The following is an 18,752-nucleotide window of genomic DNA, read 5'->3' on the forward strand; positions in this document are numbered from 1 at the left end:
CCTCTTAAAAAGGAAGGGAATAAGCTCCCCTTCCTAAAACCTAAAATTAATTGCGTTTATTATCGTAAAAGGCTTTTACAATAACCTTTCCGTCCTTATCGTAAGCCTCGAACTCCAATTTAACATGGCGACCATTTCGCGTTTGGTTTTTGAAGACCAGGTAATGCGTTTTAAGGGTATTACCCAGAGCAATAACCGCCTGATTGGTTGAAGTATTATACGGAATCGGATAGAAGGAAATCGCATTATACCCGTTCGTTACCACGGTACTCACATTATTTGTCACCTCCCCTGTTACACGAAAATAGTCCATAGGTTTAAAGCCCCCGGTTCCAATATTATACGAGACAGAAAAAGGATCACGGATTCTATAAATGGTTGGATTAGGCAAACTCCAAAAACGCCAATTTTTCGTAACAGTTGTATTCGTTTTTAAGTACTCCAATGTCATTTCGCCCTCCACATTATCCAAATTATTGGTAAACTCAGGATTTGTCCAATCGAAAATTTGAGTACTATCCGCCCAAGTCCAATCTGCCGGGCGTTTAAATAATTTATAAATTTCTCCCCCCTCCTTCGCATACACTTTCCCACTCCGGTAAGGCTGAATTTCAATTTCATTTTCCGATACACTACGTACATTGTACATATGATCGGTAATATCCGATGCTTGCGTTCCTATACGATACAAGGTCGTCATAATAGAACCAGTTGTAAAGATCAACTGAGGGGAGCCTGTACCCTTAGTAATCCGAAAAAAGTCATCCACCTCATCCTTAACACCATAAACCGTAGTGATATGCACCTTATTGCTCAACGTATCAAACTCCAAAACAATGGGTGTATAAACATCAGCGTTTAAACCCGTTTTCACCATCATTACCCAACCATGTTCTGCGGATACCATCGTCTTCTTTAAATCCGCTATTATTTTATCCATGCGCTCTGGATTATTATCTATATAACTGTTAGCAACATTATCCTTTTCACAGGAAGTCAAAAACAAGGAAAAAAAGAATAACAGGAACGCAGATTTTATATAATTAGTCATCATATCCATAATATTAATAGTTAACCTTAAACACCACAGAATCAACAACCCCCTGCAGTTTATGCAAGTCCACACCCATATCTAAATACCTTTGATAGACGATTCTATATTTTTTATCTAAATCCACACTTCGAGCCACAAAGGTTTTAATGGTTGATTCAGGATAGCGCACCATATATTCCACACTCGTTGCCCAGTCTTCCTCTGGCGCATACCCACCATAGGATTTAAAGAATCCATCCGCCTGAGACTCGGCATCCGTACGTTCCAGACCCGTTTTCGGATTTATTCTATAGCCCGCTAAGCCATAATACTTCCCTTGAGAAATACGGTCGTACGTATCTCCACGGCCATATTTATGATCAATTTGATGGGCATGTTCATGGTACAACGTTACCAAATGACTTTGCAACCAAGTTTTATTTGTGGAATAATTATTTACGCCCCCCATACCCAAACGGTAAAACTGCGCATTCATTCCGGCGCCCGCAGCAGTGGCCGTTAAAGTAGGGTCATTGAAGTGTATAAAACCACCCGCCAAAATAAATTCAATTGGCGTTTCCGTATTAAAGAATTTTGGAAAAGACTGCTTCAGCGGTTGCAGCCACATCTTATACAACATTGTACGCGTATAAGGCAATGCCTTATCGTATTGTGGAGGCATAAAAAACGTGTTGCCAGAAATAATACGAGGGGTATATTCATAAATTATCTCCACACCAAATTCACGTTGGATGGTATCGCAAAGATAATCCAATGCATTCCATTCAGCCTTCGGCTTTATCGTTCGTTTAGAAAAGTAATCTGTATTTTCATCAATCTCACCTAAAGGGTTATTGTCTTTCACACAACTAACCAAAAAAAGGCAAAGAACCAAGTATAGTAATTTTTTCATAACATCCATTATCTAGGGTTTAATTGATTCTCTAGCAAAGGGTTTCCTCTTCTAGCGGCTAAAGGTATTTGAATTGCTGTTCGAAGGTCATTAGGCAACAACACCGCATCGGGCTGTGCTGAGGTACGCACCTTACGATGCTCAATACGCAGGCCCAGACGTTTTATATCATACCACCGCATCCCTTGTCCGATAAGTTCTGCCTTACGTTCTTTAAGAACGATGTTCAATGCTGCCTCTACCGATGTAGGAACGGGCAACGCCGTATACGGCACAATACGTTCTTTACGTATGGCCTCGATATCTGCCATAGCTTTGGCAATATCAGGGTTTGCTTTTCTAAGGTTTGCTTCTGCGCGGTTCAACAAAACCTCCTCCATAGTAAAACAATCGTATCGTGCCTGTGAAGCATTTGGATTGTTGGGCTGGTTTGCATATTTCACGACCAGAGCAATGCTATCAATCACCGTTCCACCACTGAAAAATAACTCTCCTCTGCGATCATTGTTGGGGGTATCGTAATAAACATCATGCGCCAAATAAAACCCAGCTAAACGGAAACCAAAAGGCCGACAAAGGAAGATATTTGTTTGATTTACCAATAATAAATTAGCATGAATTGTCGGGTTCATAATCTCTTGTGCAAAATAAGCTTCTGTCGTATTTACCTTACGAGCAAGATCCTCCGATAATTTACGTACCACCGTCCCCTTTTCGGAGACTACTAAATCGGAATATTTAACAGCATCATCCCAATTACTTTTATACAAATTTACCCTAGATAAAAAGGCATACAAGCTGGCGCTAGTAAAACGATAAGGACTACGAGACAATTGGCTTTCATTCTCCTTAAACAGCGCTAAACCAGCATTTAAGTCCTTATCAATCTGATCGTAAACCTCCTTTACAGTAGCCCTGTTAAAAACGGGTCTATTCTCTTTAGGAACTTCCAAGATTAAAGGAACGCCTAAGTTTTTGGCATTATCGGCCTCCTTGTAATGCAAGCCAAACAAGTTCACTAAACTAAAATAATTGTAAGCCCTCAAAATTAAAGCCTCCCCCAAAAGGGCATTTTTCTTGGCTACAGAACCAGAGGCCTTATCTATTTCTTCAATAACAGTATTGGCCTCATATATTTTACGGTAATAATGCGAATATGCATGCGCCGGAGTAGCCGTTGTAATCGCTTCCGAGTAATTATCTTCCCAAAGATACATAGGAACATAGGTTGCAATCAAACTTGCCTGCATGGCACTCGCATAATGATGATAATTGTCCGTCATAATTTCCGTAAACATATCGGCCCGCATAGGGTAAGCATTAACAATAACGCCCTCCAAATCTTCCACACTCTTAAGTTCGATACGATTGTCATATGAAGCGTCTAAAAACTTGGAACAAGAAGAGAAGATTACAAGACAAAGTAGTACTATGATAAAAAGTTGCTTTTTCATTATTTCTCTTTTTAAAATCCTAAAATTAACCTGAAGGAATACGAACGTGGATTCGGCATCGAAGTACCCCCATTAATATAGAGCTCAGGGTCTACACCGCGCAAACGACCACTCGCCCAATAATGAATATTATTTGCGGAGAGCATAATCCGTCCATTTTTCACCGCAGGAACAGATTTTCTTAAAAAGCTACCAATATCATAGCCGATCAATATCTCGTTAATACGTAGGCTACTTGCATTGGCCACTCTAAAATCACTTCGATTATAGGCTACATCATCAATATTACTTAAGGAGCCTAAATGCACCCGTTGAATAGTACTTATTAAGCCCGGGATATCGGTATAAGCCTCATCGCCAATGGTCTGCCACCTATAATTTAAATCAGCAGATTTGGCGCCAGAGTCATCGTAACTACGCATCGCAACAGGTTGTGTGAAAACCTTGTGCCCATATGCATATGTCAAAAACACACGAAGTTCTACGCCCTTATACTGGAAAGAGTTGGCAATAGACCCCGTACCCAAAGGCTGTCTGGAACCCATGTATTGCACCAGGTTTCTATTTCTCTCGTTGGATACTAAACCATTAATGCGTTGGTCGCCATCCCAAAATGTAGGCTGTCCGGTCTGATCCAAACCAGCATAGCGAAAAGCAAATAAAGACTCCATTGGATACCCCTCAATAGGGTAACCTACATTTCGCGTTAGCTGTGTTAGCAAAGCCGACTGCAACTCTCCAGATAAAAGTCTGTTTTTAACATAGCCATAAATAAGATTTACATCCCATAAAAAATCTTTTTTATTCAATAAATTCCGGATTCCAAAGGTAATATCCACCCCCTTATTAGACATGGTACCAAAGTTGATGGTTTTAGAAGTAAAGCCCTCCTCGTTGGACACATTAAACGGTATAACCAAATCTTTCTGTTTTCTTGAATAATACTCCGCAGCAAAAGTTATCCTTTGAAACAAGCCCAGGTCTAACCCAATATTGGTAATATAATCTTTCTCCCAATTCAAATTATACAGTTCAGGGGAGGAAATGGAAATTCCTTTACTGTTATTTACAGCGTCTAAACGCGTAAGGTTGATATAATTCGCATCGCGCATCGGCGAAGTCTCAAAACTATTTCCGCGCAACGCATAACTGGCTCTTACTTTAAGATTATTCACGACCCCGGCAGGATCCAAGGCCATAAAAAAGGCCTCGCGATTAATATTCCAGGCAACACCGGCACTATAGTTGGGTAAGAACTTTGAACGCGTCATCCTCCCAAACATATTGCTACCATCCATACGGCCACTCATTTCAAAACTATATTTATCTTTCAACGCATACTGTAAACTCGCGTAAAAACCGACACTACGTTTTCTTTGAAAAGAGCTTATATAAGTACGATCATCCATATTCACCGAACGGATCATTGCTAAGCGACTTGGCGAAATAATTTTTCCACCATAATACAGATACCCCGTAGCTTTATTGTACGATCGATCGATATACACCTCTTCTATTTCACTACCGACCAAAGCATCGATTTTATGATCTCCAAATTTATCGTTGAATAGCAACTGATTACGTACATTCCAATACGATTGCCAACTACTTCGATTTATCAAAAATCCACCTTCGGGCAAGTACGACTGCCGGTAGCCCAACGGATCTGCCGGATCTTGGTATAGATATGGATTTTGCCTTCTTAAAACATCATTATAATCAACACGGTAAGCATTTGCCACATTAGAGCGCTCGGTAATGGTATGCTCCTGAGAGTTGTTATTTTTACGTATAGCAAACGTACCGTCGTAGGTTAGGTTTTTTAAGATTTTAAAGGTTGGTTTTACCATTGCCCGTATTTCCTGCGCCCGAATATCATTAAAATTCTCCTTTAGCTCTTCTGCAATATTAAAAGGCGCCAAATTCTCGGTATAATATTTATACGAACCATCGGGGTTATAAGGATACATGGCGCGACTAGTTGTCATGGCATATATAAAAGGATTAATCTCAAACTCACGGTTTATATCGGAGTAGCTTGTTGTAGAATTATGCGTTCCCGGAGTTTTTTGACTACGATAATTCCAGTTTAAGTTAACGTCCAAAGTAAGCCTAGACGTTAAATTAAAAGTCGTGCGCACATCACTGGTAAAACGCTCCATACCGAAACCTATAGCTTGGCCATCATCCTTCGTATAACTACCCGAAACATAATAGGTATTTTTATCTCCACCACCCGAAAGCGATAAACTATGTTCTTGCAAGACATTATTTCGGAATAGCACATCAAACCAATCGGTGTTGGCACGGGCCGATCTGTTTAATTCGGCATATGCATCGCCCAAGGTATAATTACGGAGGGCAAGTTGTTTATACGTTTCCGTAAATGCACCTGTAGAGAAAGGCCAATTCGCATTCGATAGGTAACCTCTGTCATACATCTCCTTATACAACTGCATTTCCTGATTGGAATTCATTAAGTTAAATTGGTTCACATTGGGCTTTATACCATAAGAAATTGCCGAACTAAGGTTTATATTTCTACTGTTAAAAGCACCTCTCTTCGTTGTAATCGAGATCACACCATTGGCCGCACGGGTACCATAAAGCGCCGTAGCCGCTCCATCCTTTAATATCTGTATATCGGCAATATCCTGCGCATTAAGGCCGGCAATTGCAGAACTTAAAACCGATGCCGGATCGCCACTATAAAGCTGATTTACGGCAACGTTTGAAGGCGAAGTAATGGGCACCCCATTGATAACATACAAAGGTTCTTGATTTGCAGATATAGAAGAGTTACCGCGGATACGGATTTTTGGAGTAGCACCAAAAGTTCCCGAGGTATTTTGCACGCTAACACCGGCGGCAGCCCCCTGCAACATCCGGGATACATCAACAGAACCAGAGCGATCGATATTTTTAATATCCACCTGACTCACAGAACCTGTAAACTTAGACTTATCGATTTTCTGATACCCCGTAATAATAACCTCATCAATATCCTTATCATCCAATACCATTGTTACGATCATATTGGCTGTGGCAGCTTTCGATACCGATCGTTGCCCGACAAGTGTAAATTTTAGTATAGCATCAGCTTTTGTAGGGGTAAGGGTAAACCTGCCGGTTTCATTTGTAGCGGTTACATTTTTGGTACCCTCTTCGATCACCGTTACACCAGCTATAGGATTCCCCAAATTATCCACAACGCGGCCTGTTATCTGCTGCTGAACCGTAGCATCTATAAGTTTAGTAGCAGGATTTACGGTTATTATATTATTGGAAATAATATAATTAAATGGCTGATTGACAAAAATTTGATCCAAAACCTTAATTAAACCCACATTGTTTGCAACAACATTAACAAGATTAGCGTCTTTTAAATAACTTGAATTTAATAAAAAGCTATAGCCTGTTTGCTTTTGAATCTCCTTTAAGGCAACATCCAGGCGTTGGTTCCTCAATTCCAACTTTACATTCTGCCCAAAACTTGAAGCTGTAGCTTGGAGGCAAAATACGAAGACCATAATGGAGCTTAGTTTCATCGCTAAAAGTGTTGAATAGCTTAGTCGATTCCTTATGCGATCTGAAAAGATTTCATAAGGCCTCCTACCCTTTCTATGTTTCATAATACTTAGTTAGGTACAAAGGGATACAAATTAGTATTCGTGAACTATTTGTATATTTGTACAGGTTAAAAATTTAATAGTTAGTCAATTGGATTTAGAACCATCCACTGGGGGTGCGCCAACACCTCCAGTATTATTCATGCTGATTTCATTTAAACTTAGTATTGTATGACCAGAACCCTCCTTCCTTCAATTTTAAATTTATACGTAGAATTTAATTCGATTACCTTCAATAACTCCGAGAGCTTAACACTTCGGGATACACGCCCCGACATTTTTACATTTTTTATTTCTGCAGATGGAAAAATTAGCTGAACATTATACCAGTTTTCAATCTGTTTGAGAACCTCGATAAAATTGCTATTGTCAAAAATAAACTGGTCATTTTTCCAGGCCACTTCCTCAGCAACCTTAACTTCGTTTATCACCACATCATCTTTTACAACGGCCTGCTCTCCAGGGTTCAGCATATACGATTTATTAGCTACAAGAATCTTTACTTTACCCTCCAACAGCGTTGTTTTCGCCTGCGTGCTACTGCTTATTACATTAAAGGAGGTTCCCAGCACTTCGATGGTTTGTTTGTCTGATATTACACGAAACGGACTTTCCTTGTCAGGATGCACATCAAAATAGGCCTCTCCCTCTAAATACACATCCCGTTTTTTATGCTTAAAGGTTAAAGGATACCGTAAGGACGAGGCAGCATTCAGTTCCACTTCTGTTCCATCCGAGAGTTTAATCTTTTTAAAACCTCCTTTTGGGGTGATAAGCGTTACATAAGACTCCTCCGCTAAAGAAGAGTCGCTATTTTCATATCTAATTTCGCCATCGGCATTTTGGAAAACTTTAAGACCATTTTTATTATACAATAAACCAACCTTTGAAGTGTCGATCTGGATTTTATCGCCATTTTCTAATGCAATAACCGCATTTGCATAAGCCGGATTTACATCCTCTACAGCAGTCGTAAAATCGCCTTTACTCGTATTTTTAGTCCTATAGTCTATCCATAGTAGCCCAGCGCCAAGCATAATTATACAGGCTACGGCAGCCACTGCTGCCAGCCGAACTACATGCCGCTTCGTTGAAGATTTCGTTTTTTCTACGGCCTTAAAGTCTACCTCAGAAATTGCGTCTATATCTATTTTTAACCTGCTGTACACCCGGTTTATTCTAGTACTTAGATCTGTATCAGGCTCTGAGAGTTCTATATGCGATGGCGTATCTATTTCATCCATTATATGCTGTATATCTACATTAGAAAGCCTATTTATGTATGTCGCCAACTCTTCAAGTTCTAAAGGGCTCAACTTATTATCTAGATATCCTGATAACAGATATTTTATACGTATATAATCCATAATTAGGGGTTAGGGGTATTTTAGAACCCTTTTAAACTATAATACGTATGAAGAAGAAAAATTCACTATTGGAAAATTGAAAAAAATTAATTTCCTAATAAAAAAAGTAAAATAAGGGGTTTTATTTCTTTCGTATACTGCGCCGCAAAGATGCGTATAGATTTCATGGCCAATACCAATTGGTTGCTTATGGTTGAGGTAGAAATCGCTAACTCGGCACTTACCTCCTCGTACGACTTACCTTCAATTTTACACTTCGTAAAAATAACCTGCCGCTGTGGCGGTAAACTGGCGATAGCGGCCTTAAGAATTTCCCAATCTTCTTTATGCAGGTATTGATCCTCCACCGATTCACTTAATACCGGAGCACGAAAACGCATTTGTTCATACAACAATTGTTTACGTATACCTTTGCGAAGACTATCCACCGCTAAATTATTGGCAATTGCTATCAAATAATAATAAAGATTTTTAGAAACGTCAATCCCTTCCCGATTTATCCATACTTTAAGAAAAACATTTTGTAACATCTCTTCCGCCAGATTTTCATCTTTAAGCAGGTACAGTAGCCTTTTAAAAATTACCTTCGCATACGCATTATAAACAATTGCAAAGGCTTTGGAATCCCCCGAAACAAAGGCTGTAACAACGAAAATATCAATATCAGGCTTCATCATTATCACTTAGTAAATTGTAGTTAGTCGAATGTGCATTAGGAAATGCATAAAGTAAATATAATAGATTTGCCCTTTAAAGCGCTATATATTTTATTAATTTAAATGTATACTATAGAATAAATACGACAAAAAAGTCGATGGCAGCGGCATAATTCTTTAAAAACAACCATAAATCAAATAATTACTATTTTTGTTAAAAATATAACTATGAAAATAATTGCTGTAGGCCGCAACTATATAGACCATGCTAAGGAGTTGAACAATCCGGTACCGGAAATACCTGTTATCTTTATGAAACCCGACACAGCGGTTCTTAAGGATAATAAGGATTTTTATTTCCCCGAGTTTTCAAACGATATTCATTACGAATGCGAACTTGTGATCCGTATTTGTAATGAGGGAAAACATATATCCCAGAAATTTGCCCATAAATATTATGATGCCATCGGCTTGGGCATAGACTTTACCGCGCGGGATATACAGGCTAAACATAAAGAAAAGGGATTACCCTGGGAATTGGCAAAATCTTTTGATAACTCCGCCGTGATTAGTCCATTAATTCCTAAAACAGAATTTGAAGACCTTGGCAATCTGGGATTCTCGCTAAAGAAAAATGGAGATATTGTACAGCAGGGAAACAGCAAGGACATGATTTTTGATATCGATAGCCTCCTTGTCTTTATTTCAAAATACATCACCCTACGAAAAGGTGATTTGATTTATACGGGTACCCCAGCAGGCGTAGGCCCTGTTGCTATCGGCGACCGCTTAGTAGGGTATATAGGCGATAAAGAAATGTTTGTGACTCAAATAAAATAGTATGAAAAAAACCGTATTTTTTGTGTTAGCCTTAACCCTTGGCGTATCGCATATATTTGCACAGAACAAAAATATTATAACTTCCAGAAACTATCCGCAAGGGTACTTTCGAAATCCTTTGAATATACCGATGGATGCTTCGGGTACTTTTGGAGAACTGCGCGCTACACACTTTCATGGGGGTGACGACTATCGTACACAACAAAAAATCGGTTTACCACTATATGCAGCAGCAGCGGGTTATGTTTCCCGCGTACGCGTTCAGATTGGTGGTGGTGGCAATTCAGTGTATATTGACCATCCCAATGGTTTTACAACCACCTACCTGCATATGGACCGGTTTAACGATGAGCTGACAGCCATTGTCCGTGCAGAACAATATAAACAGCAGCGTTTTGATGTAGATATTACCGTGGCAGCCAATAAAGTACCACTTAGTAAGGGGCAGCAGATTGGCTATACCGGCAATACCGGAGGTTCGGCAGGCCCACATTTACATTTCGAGATTCGTGAAACTCAAAGCCAGAAGCCTCTTAACCCCCAATTATTTGGTTTACGTTTTACCGACAACTTCCCGCCAACAATCCATAGTCTGATGTTGTATGACCTAAATGAAGCACCATTTAACGAATACAGCCCACGAAAACCACTGTCGGTAAAGGCTATCCGTTCTGGGGTATATAGTTTAACACAAAATAGCCCCATAAGCGTAACGGGCAAATTTGGTTTTGGTATAAATGCCATAGACCGCCATCGTGCCGGAGGATTTCAGAATGGACTATATTCTATTGAGCTTTTTATTGATGGACAACCCATAAGTACCGTCGTTTTTGAAGAGCTGGATTTCAATACCACCCGTACCCTATTCTCGTACATAGACTATCCACAGTGGAAAAAAAATAAAGTTAAGCTGCAGAAAAGCTTCCGTGATCCGGGTAACCCATTAGCGATTTTTAAAGGATTAAAAAATAATGGCGTTATCGAACTGCAGGAAAATAAAAGCTATGCCGCCAAATATGTCGTCAAGGATGTCGCTGGAAACTGTAGCGAACTGGATTTTACTATTGTCAATACCGTAAAAAGCAGCACATCTGCCCCTAAAAGAAATGGCCAAGCGTATTTTGCCTATGCAAAAGAAAATACTTTTGAAAACGAGGAGGTTAAAATACATATTCCCAAAGGCAGCCTTTACGATGACATCGATTTCGAATATAGAAAAACGACTTCACCTGGACATGCCTATTCTGCTACACACCAGGTACACAATAACCTTACAGCGCTGTACGATAGCTACAGTTTATCGCTAAAACCCACTACATTGCCGCCACATCTTCAGGATAAGGCGCTTATCGCATCTGCAGAAAATGGTGCTGAAGGCGGGAATTATGAAAACGGATGGGTTACGGTAAATACCCGAAATTTCGGAAGCTTTTATGTCGTCGTAGATACCATTGCCCCCAATATTACCGCACGGAATCTCAGTGCTGGAAAAAATGTGAGCAACCAAAATCGTATCGACTTTACCATTAGCGATAACTTCTCGGGCATACAGTCTTTTAACGGGTACATAGATAACAAATGGGTGTTAATGGAGTACGATTCCAAAAATAAACACCTGTGGCATACCTTTGACCCTGCACTACCCAAGGGACAGCATACCTTTAAACTTATCGTTACAGACTGGAAAAATAATGAAAAAGTGTACGAAGCAAATTTCGTACGCTAATCCTTGAAACCTTATAAAACAAAACGCTATGTCAACATTAGCTATCGGGGATAAAGCCCCCGCCATAACTGCGAAAAATCAAAATGGAGATACCCTTCATTTATCCGACTTTTTGGGTAAAAAAGTAATCTTATATTTCTACCCGAAAGATAATACCCCAGGTTGTACAACAGAGGCCTGCAATTTTAGGGACAACTATCAATCGTTGCTGAAGCATGATTTTGAGGTTTTAGGCGTAAGTATAGACAGCGAACAATCGCACCTTAAGTTTATCAGTAAACATGAGCTGCCATTTAACCTACTTGCCGATGAAGATCAAAAAATTGTAAACGATTACGGAGTATGGGTTGAAAAAAATATGTATGGCAAAAAATATATGGGCACAGCACGTACTACATTTGTAATCGATGAAGAGGGTACTATCCAACATATTATCAAAAAGGTAGACAACAAAAATGCGGCACAGCAGATTTTAGAATTGGTAAAATAAGCCTAAAATTTTATACCTGTAGTTATGGCGGCCACAGCGCCTTACAAGGGTACGTTAGTTTCTGCCATGCCCCAAAGATTGTGGTTAAAAATTCACTTGTAAATACTATATTTGCTACTTATGAGCAAGCAAACAGACGATTTTTTTAAAAGTATTATTTCACATGCTAAGGAATATGGTTTTGTATTTCCTTCGAGTGAAATTTATGACGGTTTAAGCGCCGTTTATGATTATGGTCAATTAGGTTCTGAATTAAAAAATAACCTGAAAGCCTATTGGTGGAAATCTATGGTGCAGTTAAATGAAAATATTGTAGGTATTGATGCTGCAATATTTATGCACCCTACAACCTGGAAAGCTTCCGGGCATGTGGATGGGTTCAACGATCCTATGATTGATAATAAGGACTCCAAAAAACGCTACCGTGCCGATCAGTTAATTGAAGATAAAATTGATCGCTACGAGAAAGATGGTAAAACCGAAAAAGCAGCGACCTTGCAGCATGACCTTGATGAGGCGCTGAACAACGACGACTTAGCGCGCTTAAAAACAATTATCGAAGATCATAATATTGTTTGCCCGGTTTCGGGAACTAAAAACTGGACGGATGTGCGTCAGTTTAACCTGATGTTTGCTACGCAGATGGGGGCCATGGCTGATGGTGCCGAACAGGTATACTTACGTCCGGAAACTGCTCAAGGTATTTTTGTAAACTTCTTAAATGTGCAAAAAACAGGAAGAATGAAAATTCCTTTTGGTATTGCACAAATCGGTAAAGCTTTCCGTAATGAGGTTATTGCACGCCAATTTATTATGCGTATGCGTGAATTTGAACAGATGGAAATGCAATTTTTTGTGCGCCCGGGTTCGGAATTGGAATGGTTTGCAAAATGGAAAGAAACACGTTTAAAATGGCACTTAGCTTTGGGTGCTGATACGTCCAAATATCGCTTCCATGACCACGTTAAATTAGCACATTATGCAAACGCTGCAGTGGATATCGAGTACGAATTCCCATTTGGCTTTAAAGAGGTTGAAGGAATCCACTCCAGAACAGATTTCGACTTAAAACAACACCAGGAGTTTTCGAAGAAAAAGATGCAGTACTTCGATCCCGAGATAAATCAAAACTATATCCCATACGTTGTTGAAACATCGGTAGGGCTGGATCGTTTATTCTTAACGGTATTTGCCAACTCTTTGGTACATGAAGATCTTTCTACAGAAGAAAAGCAAGATTCTCGTGTTGTATTGAAATTCCACCCGGCTATAGCTCCTGTAAAAGCAGCTGTATTACCATTAACGAAAAAAGATGGTTTACCCGAAAAAGCACGCGAGATAATGGCGGCTTTAAAAATGGAATTTTCTATTCAATACGACGAGAAAGATGCCATTGGCAAACGTTATCGTCGTCAAGATGCAATCGGTACGCCATACTGTATTACCGTAGATCACCAAACATTGGAAGATAATACCGTTACCATCCGTCACCGTGACAGCATGCAGCAAGAGCGTGTAGCAATAGATGAACTGAATACGATTATCACAAAATTAGTAGGTTGGAATAATCTATTAAAACAATTAATCTAATAAAAAAAGGCTGTCAAATGACAGCCTTTTTTTATTAGATTATACAATAACTTTTCCAAGGATTTCAATATAAAACCGAACCCCGGCCTGTATTTCTTCCAAATAAATATACTCATCTGCCGTATGTGAACGTGCAGAATCACCAGGGCCCACTTTTAGCGACGGTATAGGCAATAAAGCCTGATCGCTCATTGTAGGGCTCCCATATGTCCCTTTACCCATCGCCAGACCCGCCTGTACAACAGGATGTGTCAAGGGTATGGTCGACGAGTTTAACCGTGTAGAACGTGCGGTAACACGCGCATGAACATGATCTTGAATAAGCGCTAACACCTCGGCATTGCTATAAACATCTGTCGTCCTTACATCAACAACAAAGTTGCATACTGCCGGAACGACATTATGCTGAGATCCTGCCTCAATGAGCGTTACAGACATTTTAACAGGGCCTAAAAAGGAAGATACTTTAGGAAATTGAAAACTTGAGAACCAGTTTATATCTTCCATAGCTTTATAGATGGCATTTACACCTTCCTCACGAGCGGCATGTCCAGATTGTCCCTGCGCAACACAGTCTAATACCATCAATCCCTTCTCCGCAACAGCCAGCTCCAATAAAGTAGGCTCGCCAACAATCGCAAAATCACAAGGTACAACATGCTTGTATGCCTCTTCTATACCACCACTTCCAGACACCTCCTCTTCTGCAGAAGCAATTAAACATAGGTTATACTGCAAATCCTCGCGAAAATAATAATACCGAAAAGCTGCAATCAACGATACCAGACAACCGCCCGCATCATTAGACCCCAAACCATACAGCTTCCCGTCTTCCACGATAGCAGAAAAAGGGTCTTTAGTATACGCAGGATTAGGTTTTACGGTATCGTGATGGGAGTTGAGGAGGATCGTAGGTTTCGCGGCATCAAAATATTGGTTATAGGCAATCACATTATAGCCTACCCGCTTGGTATGTATCCCATGACTATGTAAAAAATTTTCTATTGCTTCAGCAGTATGCAATTCTTCCCTACTAAAAGAAGGTGTTTCAATAAGTTGAACCAACAAAGCCTGACTATCTGCAATTAAATTCTCCATATTAGTCATTATATAAACCTCCAGCTTTCTGCGCCGATAATTTAATACCTTTAATAAAAGCAGAACTTAAGCCGTTATGCTCCATTTCGTTTAGTCCAGCAATGGTACAACCTTTAGGCGAGGTAACCTTGTCAATTTCACTCTCCGGATGGTTCTTGGTTTGCAGCAGCAAATCCGCTGCACCTTTTGCCGTCTGAATAGCCATCTTTAACGCATCATGCGCATGGAAACCTATCTCTACCCCCCCTTGTGATGCGGCCCGAATAGCACGCAAGAAAAAAGCAATACCACAGGCGCAAAGTGCCGTAGCCGAGGTCATTAAATCCTCATTTATCACCACGACTGCCCCTACCGCCTCAAACAACTTCTCAACCTGCTTTACCGTAGCCTCATCGGCCGTATCCGTAGCAATACAAGTCATCGACTGTCCAATGGCAATTGCCGTGTTTGGCATCGCACGCACAACAATCTTATCCGTACCTAGGATAGCTTTAATATCTGCACAAGAAACCCCTGAAGCTACAGAAACAATAATCTGATTTGGAGATACAGCATCAGCAATCTCTTCCATTACCTTACGTAGCTGTTGAGGTAGAACCGCCAGTACCACAATATCAGCACCAGCTATAGCGTCGCTATTCTGATGGCTAACCTGAAAGCCTGCAGCCCTAATCTCTTCATTCCCTGTAGAGGAACGTTTGGTAAGCACGATATCCTGTGCCTGATATTGTCCAGATTTCACCAGCCCTTTAGCCAATGAAAAACCTATATTTCCAGAACCAATTATTGTTAACATAGATATGTTGAGTTAATTTATTTAATCGTTAAGCAGGTCCCAAATTTTTGCTGTTGAAAAAGGTGCAGATTTGCTGCATTACCAATAAAAACAGATTTTACCCCTTTGTTTATGGCATCAAAAGCATTCTGCAATTTCGGAATCATACCATCACTGATAATCCCCTTCTCCTTGAACTCGTCAAATTGTGCAGCAGTGATTGTTTCAATCAACGAATTCTCATCGTTAACATTTTCCAAAACACCATTTTTTTCAAAGCAATAAATTAGTGACGTCTCGTAATGCTGCGCCAAAGTTGTTGATAAAGCCGAAGCAATAGTATCCGCATTGGTATTTAAAAGCTGCCCCGAACCATTGTGTGTTATAGCCGAGAATACAGGCGTAAACCCTGCATCCAAGAATTTTTTAATCGCTAATCCATTAACAGAATCGACCAAAATATCGCCTACAAAACCATAATCTATTTCGCGCACAGGCCTTTTAACGGCCTTAATTACATTGGCATCGGCACCACTAAGTCCAATAGCATCACACTGATGCTTTTGTAACGTTGCTACCAGCTTTTTATTTGTCAGCCCCGCATATACCATGGTAACTACATCCAACATAGCCTCATCGGTAATACGACGACCATCTACCATTTTGGCCTCAATATTCAACTGTGAAGCAATACGGGTAGCAATTTTACCACCACCATGAACCAGGATTTTTTTTCCTGGTATGGCAGCGAATTTTTCTAAAAAAATCTCTAATTGAACATCATCATCAATTACATTTCCACCAATCTTAATAATATTCAATGTGCTATTTGACATATTGTACTGTATTTGTATTACTTATTTAAATCTTCTAACATACGTTTTAAGACAACCTGAGCGGCCCATACCCTATTGCTAGCTTCCTTAATAACCAAAGAATTCGGACCGTCCAAAATTTCGGAAGACAATTCCAAGTCCCTACGTACAGGTAAGCAATGCATTACCCGCGCATCGTTGGTAAGTTTTAATTTTTCATTATCCATCATCCAGTTGTCCGCTACCGGATACACGGCACCGTATTCCTTATACGATGACCAGTTTTTTACATACACAAAATCTGCACCGGCTAAAGCTTCCTGAAGATTATGCGTTATATTGGCACCGGTTGTAAATTCTTCTGCCAGTTCATAGCCTTCGGGATGGGCTACCGTAAATTCTACCAACCCTTGCTCTTGCGCCTTCGTCATCCATTCGGCGAATGAATTAGGAACAGCTTGCGGCAATGCCTTAACATGAGGGGCCCATGCCAAAACCACCTTCGGTTTAGCCGTTTTTTTGTGTTCCGTAATCGTGATAAGATCGGTTAAGCTCTGCAATGGATGCCGTGTTGCACTCTCCAGCGATACAACAGGTACAGCACAGAATTTTATAAACTTATTAAAAAGATCTTCCGTATAGTCGGCCTCTTTGTCTTTTAAAGACGGGAATGAGCGTAAGCCCAAGATATCACAGTACTCCCCCATGACAGCTGCTGCCTCGCGGATATGTTCTACCGTGGTACCGTTCATCACAACCCCATCCTGTGTTTCTAATGCCCAGCCATCTTTATCCATATTCATGACCATCACCTGCATGCCAAGGTTTAAAGCGGCTTTTTGGGTACTCAAACGCGTACGTAAACTGGGATTTAAAAATACCAAACCCAACATTTTATTTTTCCCTAAGGCTTGGTTTGCATGCGGAGCGGCTTTAAGTTCCAAAGCTTCATGTACAATACTGCTCAGATCAGCCACATCGGCTACAGAAAAGAACTTCTTCATGGAAAAAGTATAAATTTAAAAGTAAAAATTAAAATATTAAGCTTTAAGTCTTTCGTCAAGAGCCGTTAAGAAACGATCGGCAATATCTTTTGTAATATTTAATGCCGGCAAAATACGAATAACATTAGGTTTCGCTTCCCCTGTAAAGATTTTATTCTTTAAAAGTAAATCTTTCTTCACATGAGCTAGCTCAACGGGTAATTCCACCCCAATCATTAAACCCCGACCACGTACTTCTAACACCTTATCAAATTTCTGGAGTTCTTGGATTAAATAAGCGCCTATCCTCTCCGCATTTTCCATCAAAGAGTCGGCTTTAATAACCTCCAATACGGCGACAGCTGCAGCACAAGCCAAATGGTTACCACCAAAAGTAGTGCCCAACAAACCGAAAGAGGCTTTAAATTTTGGCGAAATCGCAATACCTGCGACAGGGAAACCATTGCCCATACCTTTGGCCATAGCATAGATATCGGCATCTACGCCCGCATAATCGTGCGAAAAGAATAGGCCCGTACGCCCGTAGCCACATTGTACAGCATCGGCGATAAATACAGTACCAAACTGATCACATAAGCTACGAATAAGCCTTAAAAAGTTTACCGATGCTTCCCGGATACCACCTACACCCTGGATACCCTCAATAATAACGGCAGCAATTTCGTCCCCATATAAAGCAAATGCTTCGGCCAGCGCCTGTTCATCATTGAAAGGAAGAAAAACGACGTTGTCGGTTTCATTTACCGGCGCCACGATAGCCGGGTTATCTGTAGCAGCCACGGTTAGCGAAGTACGGCCATGAAAAGCTTTCGTAAATGCAATAACCTTCTTCCTTCCGGTATGAAAAGAAGCTAATTTCAAGGCATTCTCGTTAGCCTCGGCACCCGAGTTGCATAGAAATAAAGTATAATCTGTTTTTCCGGAAACCTCACCCAATAAATTTGCCAATCGTCGTTGTACAGGAATCTCAATTGAATTAGAGTAAAAACCAATCTTACTTAATTGATCTGTAATAGCCGCCACATAATGTGGATGCGTGTGCCCGATAGAGATTACGGCATGACCGCCATAAAGATCGAGATACTCATTTCCTGCATTATCCCATACCAAGGAGCCTTTAGCTCTTTCAATGGCAACAGGATTAATAGGATAGACATTAAAAAGTTCCATGTAGTTAATAAATAATAACGATTTTCTAATAATTGTTAATCTGCTTATTAGCGCAAACAAATATAGTTAAGTAGATATAAAAACTAGAGTTATAGCGGTACTATTTTTAAAATCTCTACAAAATAAGATGGGAAATCGACCCGAGTAAAACAAAAAAAAGAGTTACCTGTAGCAGGTAACTCTTTTTATAAG

At 40.1% G+C, this 18,752-nt stretch carries 15 protein-coding genes; 4 read left to right on the forward strand and 11 right to left on the reverse strand.

Annotated elements, in window-relative coordinates; all coding sequences use genetic code 11:
- Positions 1–46: 46 nt before the first annotated feature.
- The 6 genes from ACL9RF_RS08040 to ACL9RF_RS08065 all read right to left on the reverse strand — a co-directional run bounded on the left by ACL9RF_RS08040 (position 47) and on the right by ACL9RF_RS08065 (position 9,073).
- Positions 47–940, reverse strand: a complete 894-nt coding sequence (locus ACL9RF_RS08040) for a DUF4302 domain-containing protein (protein ID WP_422800107.1) — start codon at positions 938–940, stop codon at positions 47–49.
- 124 nt (positions 941–1,064) lie between these two features.
- Positions 1,065–1,946 (reverse strand): putative zinc-binding metallopeptidase, encoded by an 882-nt coding sequence (locus tag ACL9RF_RS08045; protein WP_422800108.1) that lies wholly within the window; start codon positions 1,944–1,946, stop codon positions 1,065–1,067.
- 8 nt (positions 1,947–1,954) lie between these two features.
- Positions 1,955–3,400 carry a RagB/SusD family nutrient uptake outer membrane protein gene (locus ACL9RF_RS08050; protein ID WP_422800109.1) on the reverse strand — a complete coding sequence of 482 codons (1,446 nt, stop codon included), beginning with the start codon at positions 3,398–3,400 and terminating at the stop codon, positions 1,955–1,957.
- An 11-nt stretch (positions 3,401–3,411) separates the two neighbouring features.
- Positions 3,412–7,032 carry a SusC/RagA family TonB-linked outer membrane protein gene (locus ACL9RF_RS08055; RefSeq protein WP_422800110.1) on the reverse strand — a complete coding sequence of 1,207 codons (3,621 nt, stop codon included), beginning with the start codon at positions 7,030–7,032 and terminating at the stop codon, positions 3,412–3,414.
- Between the two features lie 158 nt (positions 7,033–7,190).
- Positions 7,191–8,396: a FecR family protein gene (locus ACL9RF_RS08060; RefSeq protein WP_422800111.1), complete on the reverse strand. Its 1,206-nt coding sequence runs from the start codon at positions 8,394–8,396 to the stop codon at positions 7,191–7,193.
- An 86-nt stretch (positions 8,397–8,482) separates the two neighbouring features.
- Positions 8,483–9,073, reverse strand: a complete 591-nt coding sequence (locus ACL9RF_RS08065) for an RNA polymerase sigma factor (protein ID WP_422800112.1) — start codon at positions 9,071–9,073, stop codon at positions 8,483–8,485.
- A 207-nt stretch (positions 9,074–9,280) separates the two neighbouring features.
- Here ACL9RF_RS08065 and ACL9RF_RS08070 point away from each other — a divergent pair, with 207 nt between their 5' ends.
- The 4 genes from ACL9RF_RS08070 to ACL9RF_RS08085 all read left to right on the forward strand — a co-directional run bounded on the left by ACL9RF_RS08070 (position 9,281) and on the right by ACL9RF_RS08085 (position 13,698).
- Positions 9,281–9,892, forward strand: coding sequence for a fumarylacetoacetate hydrolase family protein (locus tag ACL9RF_RS08070; RefSeq protein WP_422800113.1), 612 nt, complete (start codon positions 9,281–9,283; stop codon positions 9,890–9,892).
- Between the two features lies 1 nt (position 9,893).
- Positions 9,894–11,618: a M23 family metallopeptidase gene (locus ACL9RF_RS08075; protein WP_422800114.1), complete on the forward strand. Its 1,725-nt coding sequence runs from the start codon at positions 9,894–9,896 to the stop codon at positions 11,616–11,618.
- 28 nt (positions 11,619–11,646) lie between these two features.
- A complete protein-coding gene (gene bcp, locus ACL9RF_RS08080; RefSeq protein WP_422800115.1) occupies positions 11,647–12,108 on the forward strand; it encodes a thioredoxin-dependent thiol peroxidase in 462 nt (153 codons plus the stop codon).
- Between the two features lie 120 nt (positions 12,109–12,228).
- Positions 12,229–13,698, forward strand: a complete 1,470-nt coding sequence (locus ACL9RF_RS08085) for a glycine--tRNA ligase (protein ID WP_422800116.1) — start codon at positions 12,229–12,231, stop codon at positions 13,696–13,698.
- Positions 13,699–13,737: 39 nt separating this feature from the next.
- Here the strand turns inward: ACL9RF_RS08085 and ACL9RF_RS08090 are convergent, their stop codons facing one another.
- The 5 genes from ACL9RF_RS08090 to ACL9RF_RS08110 are packed head-to-tail and all read right to left on the reverse strand — an operon-like array spanning position 13,738 to position 18,560.
- Positions 13,738–14,805, reverse strand: a complete 1,068-nt coding sequence (locus ACL9RF_RS08090; protein ID WP_422800117.1) for a M20 family metallo-hydrolase — start codon at positions 14,803–14,805, stop codon at positions 13,738–13,740.
- Entirely contained in the window at positions 14,798–15,598 is an 801-nt protein-coding gene (gene proC / locus ACL9RF_RS08095) for a pyrroline-5-carboxylate reductase (protein WP_422800408.1), read from the reverse strand. Before proC ends, ACL9RF_RS08090 begins: the two co-directional genes overlap by 8 nt.
- An 11-nt stretch (positions 15,599–15,609) precedes the next feature.
- Positions 15,610–16,407, reverse strand: coding sequence for an acetylglutamate kinase (gene argB / locus ACL9RF_RS08100; protein WP_422800118.1), 798 nt, complete (start codon positions 16,405–16,407; stop codon positions 15,610–15,612).
- A 17-nt stretch (positions 16,408–16,424) separates the two neighbouring features.
- Positions 16,425–17,390 carry an acetylornithine carbamoyltransferase gene (locus tag ACL9RF_RS08105; RefSeq protein ID WP_422800119.1) on the reverse strand — a complete coding sequence of 322 codons (966 nt, stop codon included), beginning with the start codon at positions 17,388–17,390 and terminating at the stop codon, positions 16,425–16,427.
- A gap of 36 nt (positions 17,391–17,426) precedes the next feature.
- A complete protein-coding gene (locus tag ACL9RF_RS08110) occupies positions 17,427–18,560 on the reverse strand; it encodes an aspartate aminotransferase family protein (protein WP_422800120.1) in 1,134 nt (377 codons plus the stop codon).
- Between the last annotated feature and the right edge of the window lie 192 nt (positions 18,561–18,752).

The sequence above is a fragment of the Sphingobacterium sp. Mn56C genome (assembly GCF_049319645.1).
GTDB lineage: Bacteria > Bacteroidota > Bacteroidia > Sphingobacteriales > Sphingobacteriaceae > Sphingobacterium.

Excerpts from the sequence above, each read along its gene's own strand:
- ACL9RF_RS08105 (WP_422800119.1), bottom strand. The coding sequence starts at position 17,390 with ATGAAGAAGTTCTTTTCTGTAGCCGATGTGGCTGATCTGAGCAGTATT.
- ACL9RF_RS08050 (WP_422800109.1), bottom strand. The coding sequence starts at position 3,400 with ATGAAAAAGCAACTTTTTATCATAGTACTACTTTGTCTTGTAATCTTC.
- ACL9RF_RS08075 (WP_422800114.1), top strand. The coding sequence starts at position 9,894 with ATGAAAAAAACCGTATTTTTTGTGTTAGCCTTAACCCTTGGCGTATCG.
- ACL9RF_RS08110 (WP_422800120.1), bottom strand. The coding sequence starts at position 18,560 with ATGGAACTTTTTAATGTCTATCCTATTAATCCTGTTGCCATTGAAAGA.
- ACL9RF_RS08070 (WP_422800113.1), top strand. The coding sequence starts at position 9,281 with ATGAAAATAATTGCTGTAGGCCGCAACTATATAGACCATGCTAAGGAG.
- ACL9RF_RS08065 (WP_422800112.1), bottom strand. The coding sequence starts at position 9,073 with ATGATGAAGCCTGATATTGATATTTTCGTTGTTACAGCCTTTGTTTCG.
- ACL9RF_RS08085 (WP_422800116.1), top strand. The coding sequence starts at position 12,229 with ATGAGCAAGCAAACAGACGATTTTTTTAAAAGTATTATTTCACATGCT.
- ACL9RF_RS08055 (WP_422800110.1), bottom strand. The coding sequence starts at position 7,032 with ATGAAACATAGAAAGGGTAGGAGGCCTTATGAAATCTTTTCAGATCGC.
- argB (WP_422800118.1), bottom strand. The coding sequence starts at position 16,407 with ATGTCAAATAGCACATTGAATATTATTAAGATTGGTGGAAATGTAATT.
- ACL9RF_RS08045 (WP_422800108.1), bottom strand. The coding sequence starts at position 1,946 with ATGAAAAAATTACTATACTTGGTTCTTTGCCTTTTTTTGGTTAGTTGT.
- ACL9RF_RS08090 (WP_422800117.1), bottom strand. The coding sequence starts at position 14,805 with ATGACTAATATGGAGAATTTAATTGCAGATAGTCAGGCTTTGTTGGTT.
- ACL9RF_RS08060 (WP_422800111.1), bottom strand. The coding sequence starts at position 8,396 with ATGGATTATATACGTATAAAATATCTGTTATCAGGATATCTAGATAAT.
- ACL9RF_RS08040 (WP_422800107.1), bottom strand. The coding sequence starts at position 940 with ATGGATAAAATAATAGCGGATTTAAAGAAGACGATGGTATCCGCAGAA.
- bcp (WP_422800115.1), top strand. The coding sequence starts at position 11,647 with ATGTCAACATTAGCTATCGGGGATAAAGCCCCCGCCATAACTGCGAAA.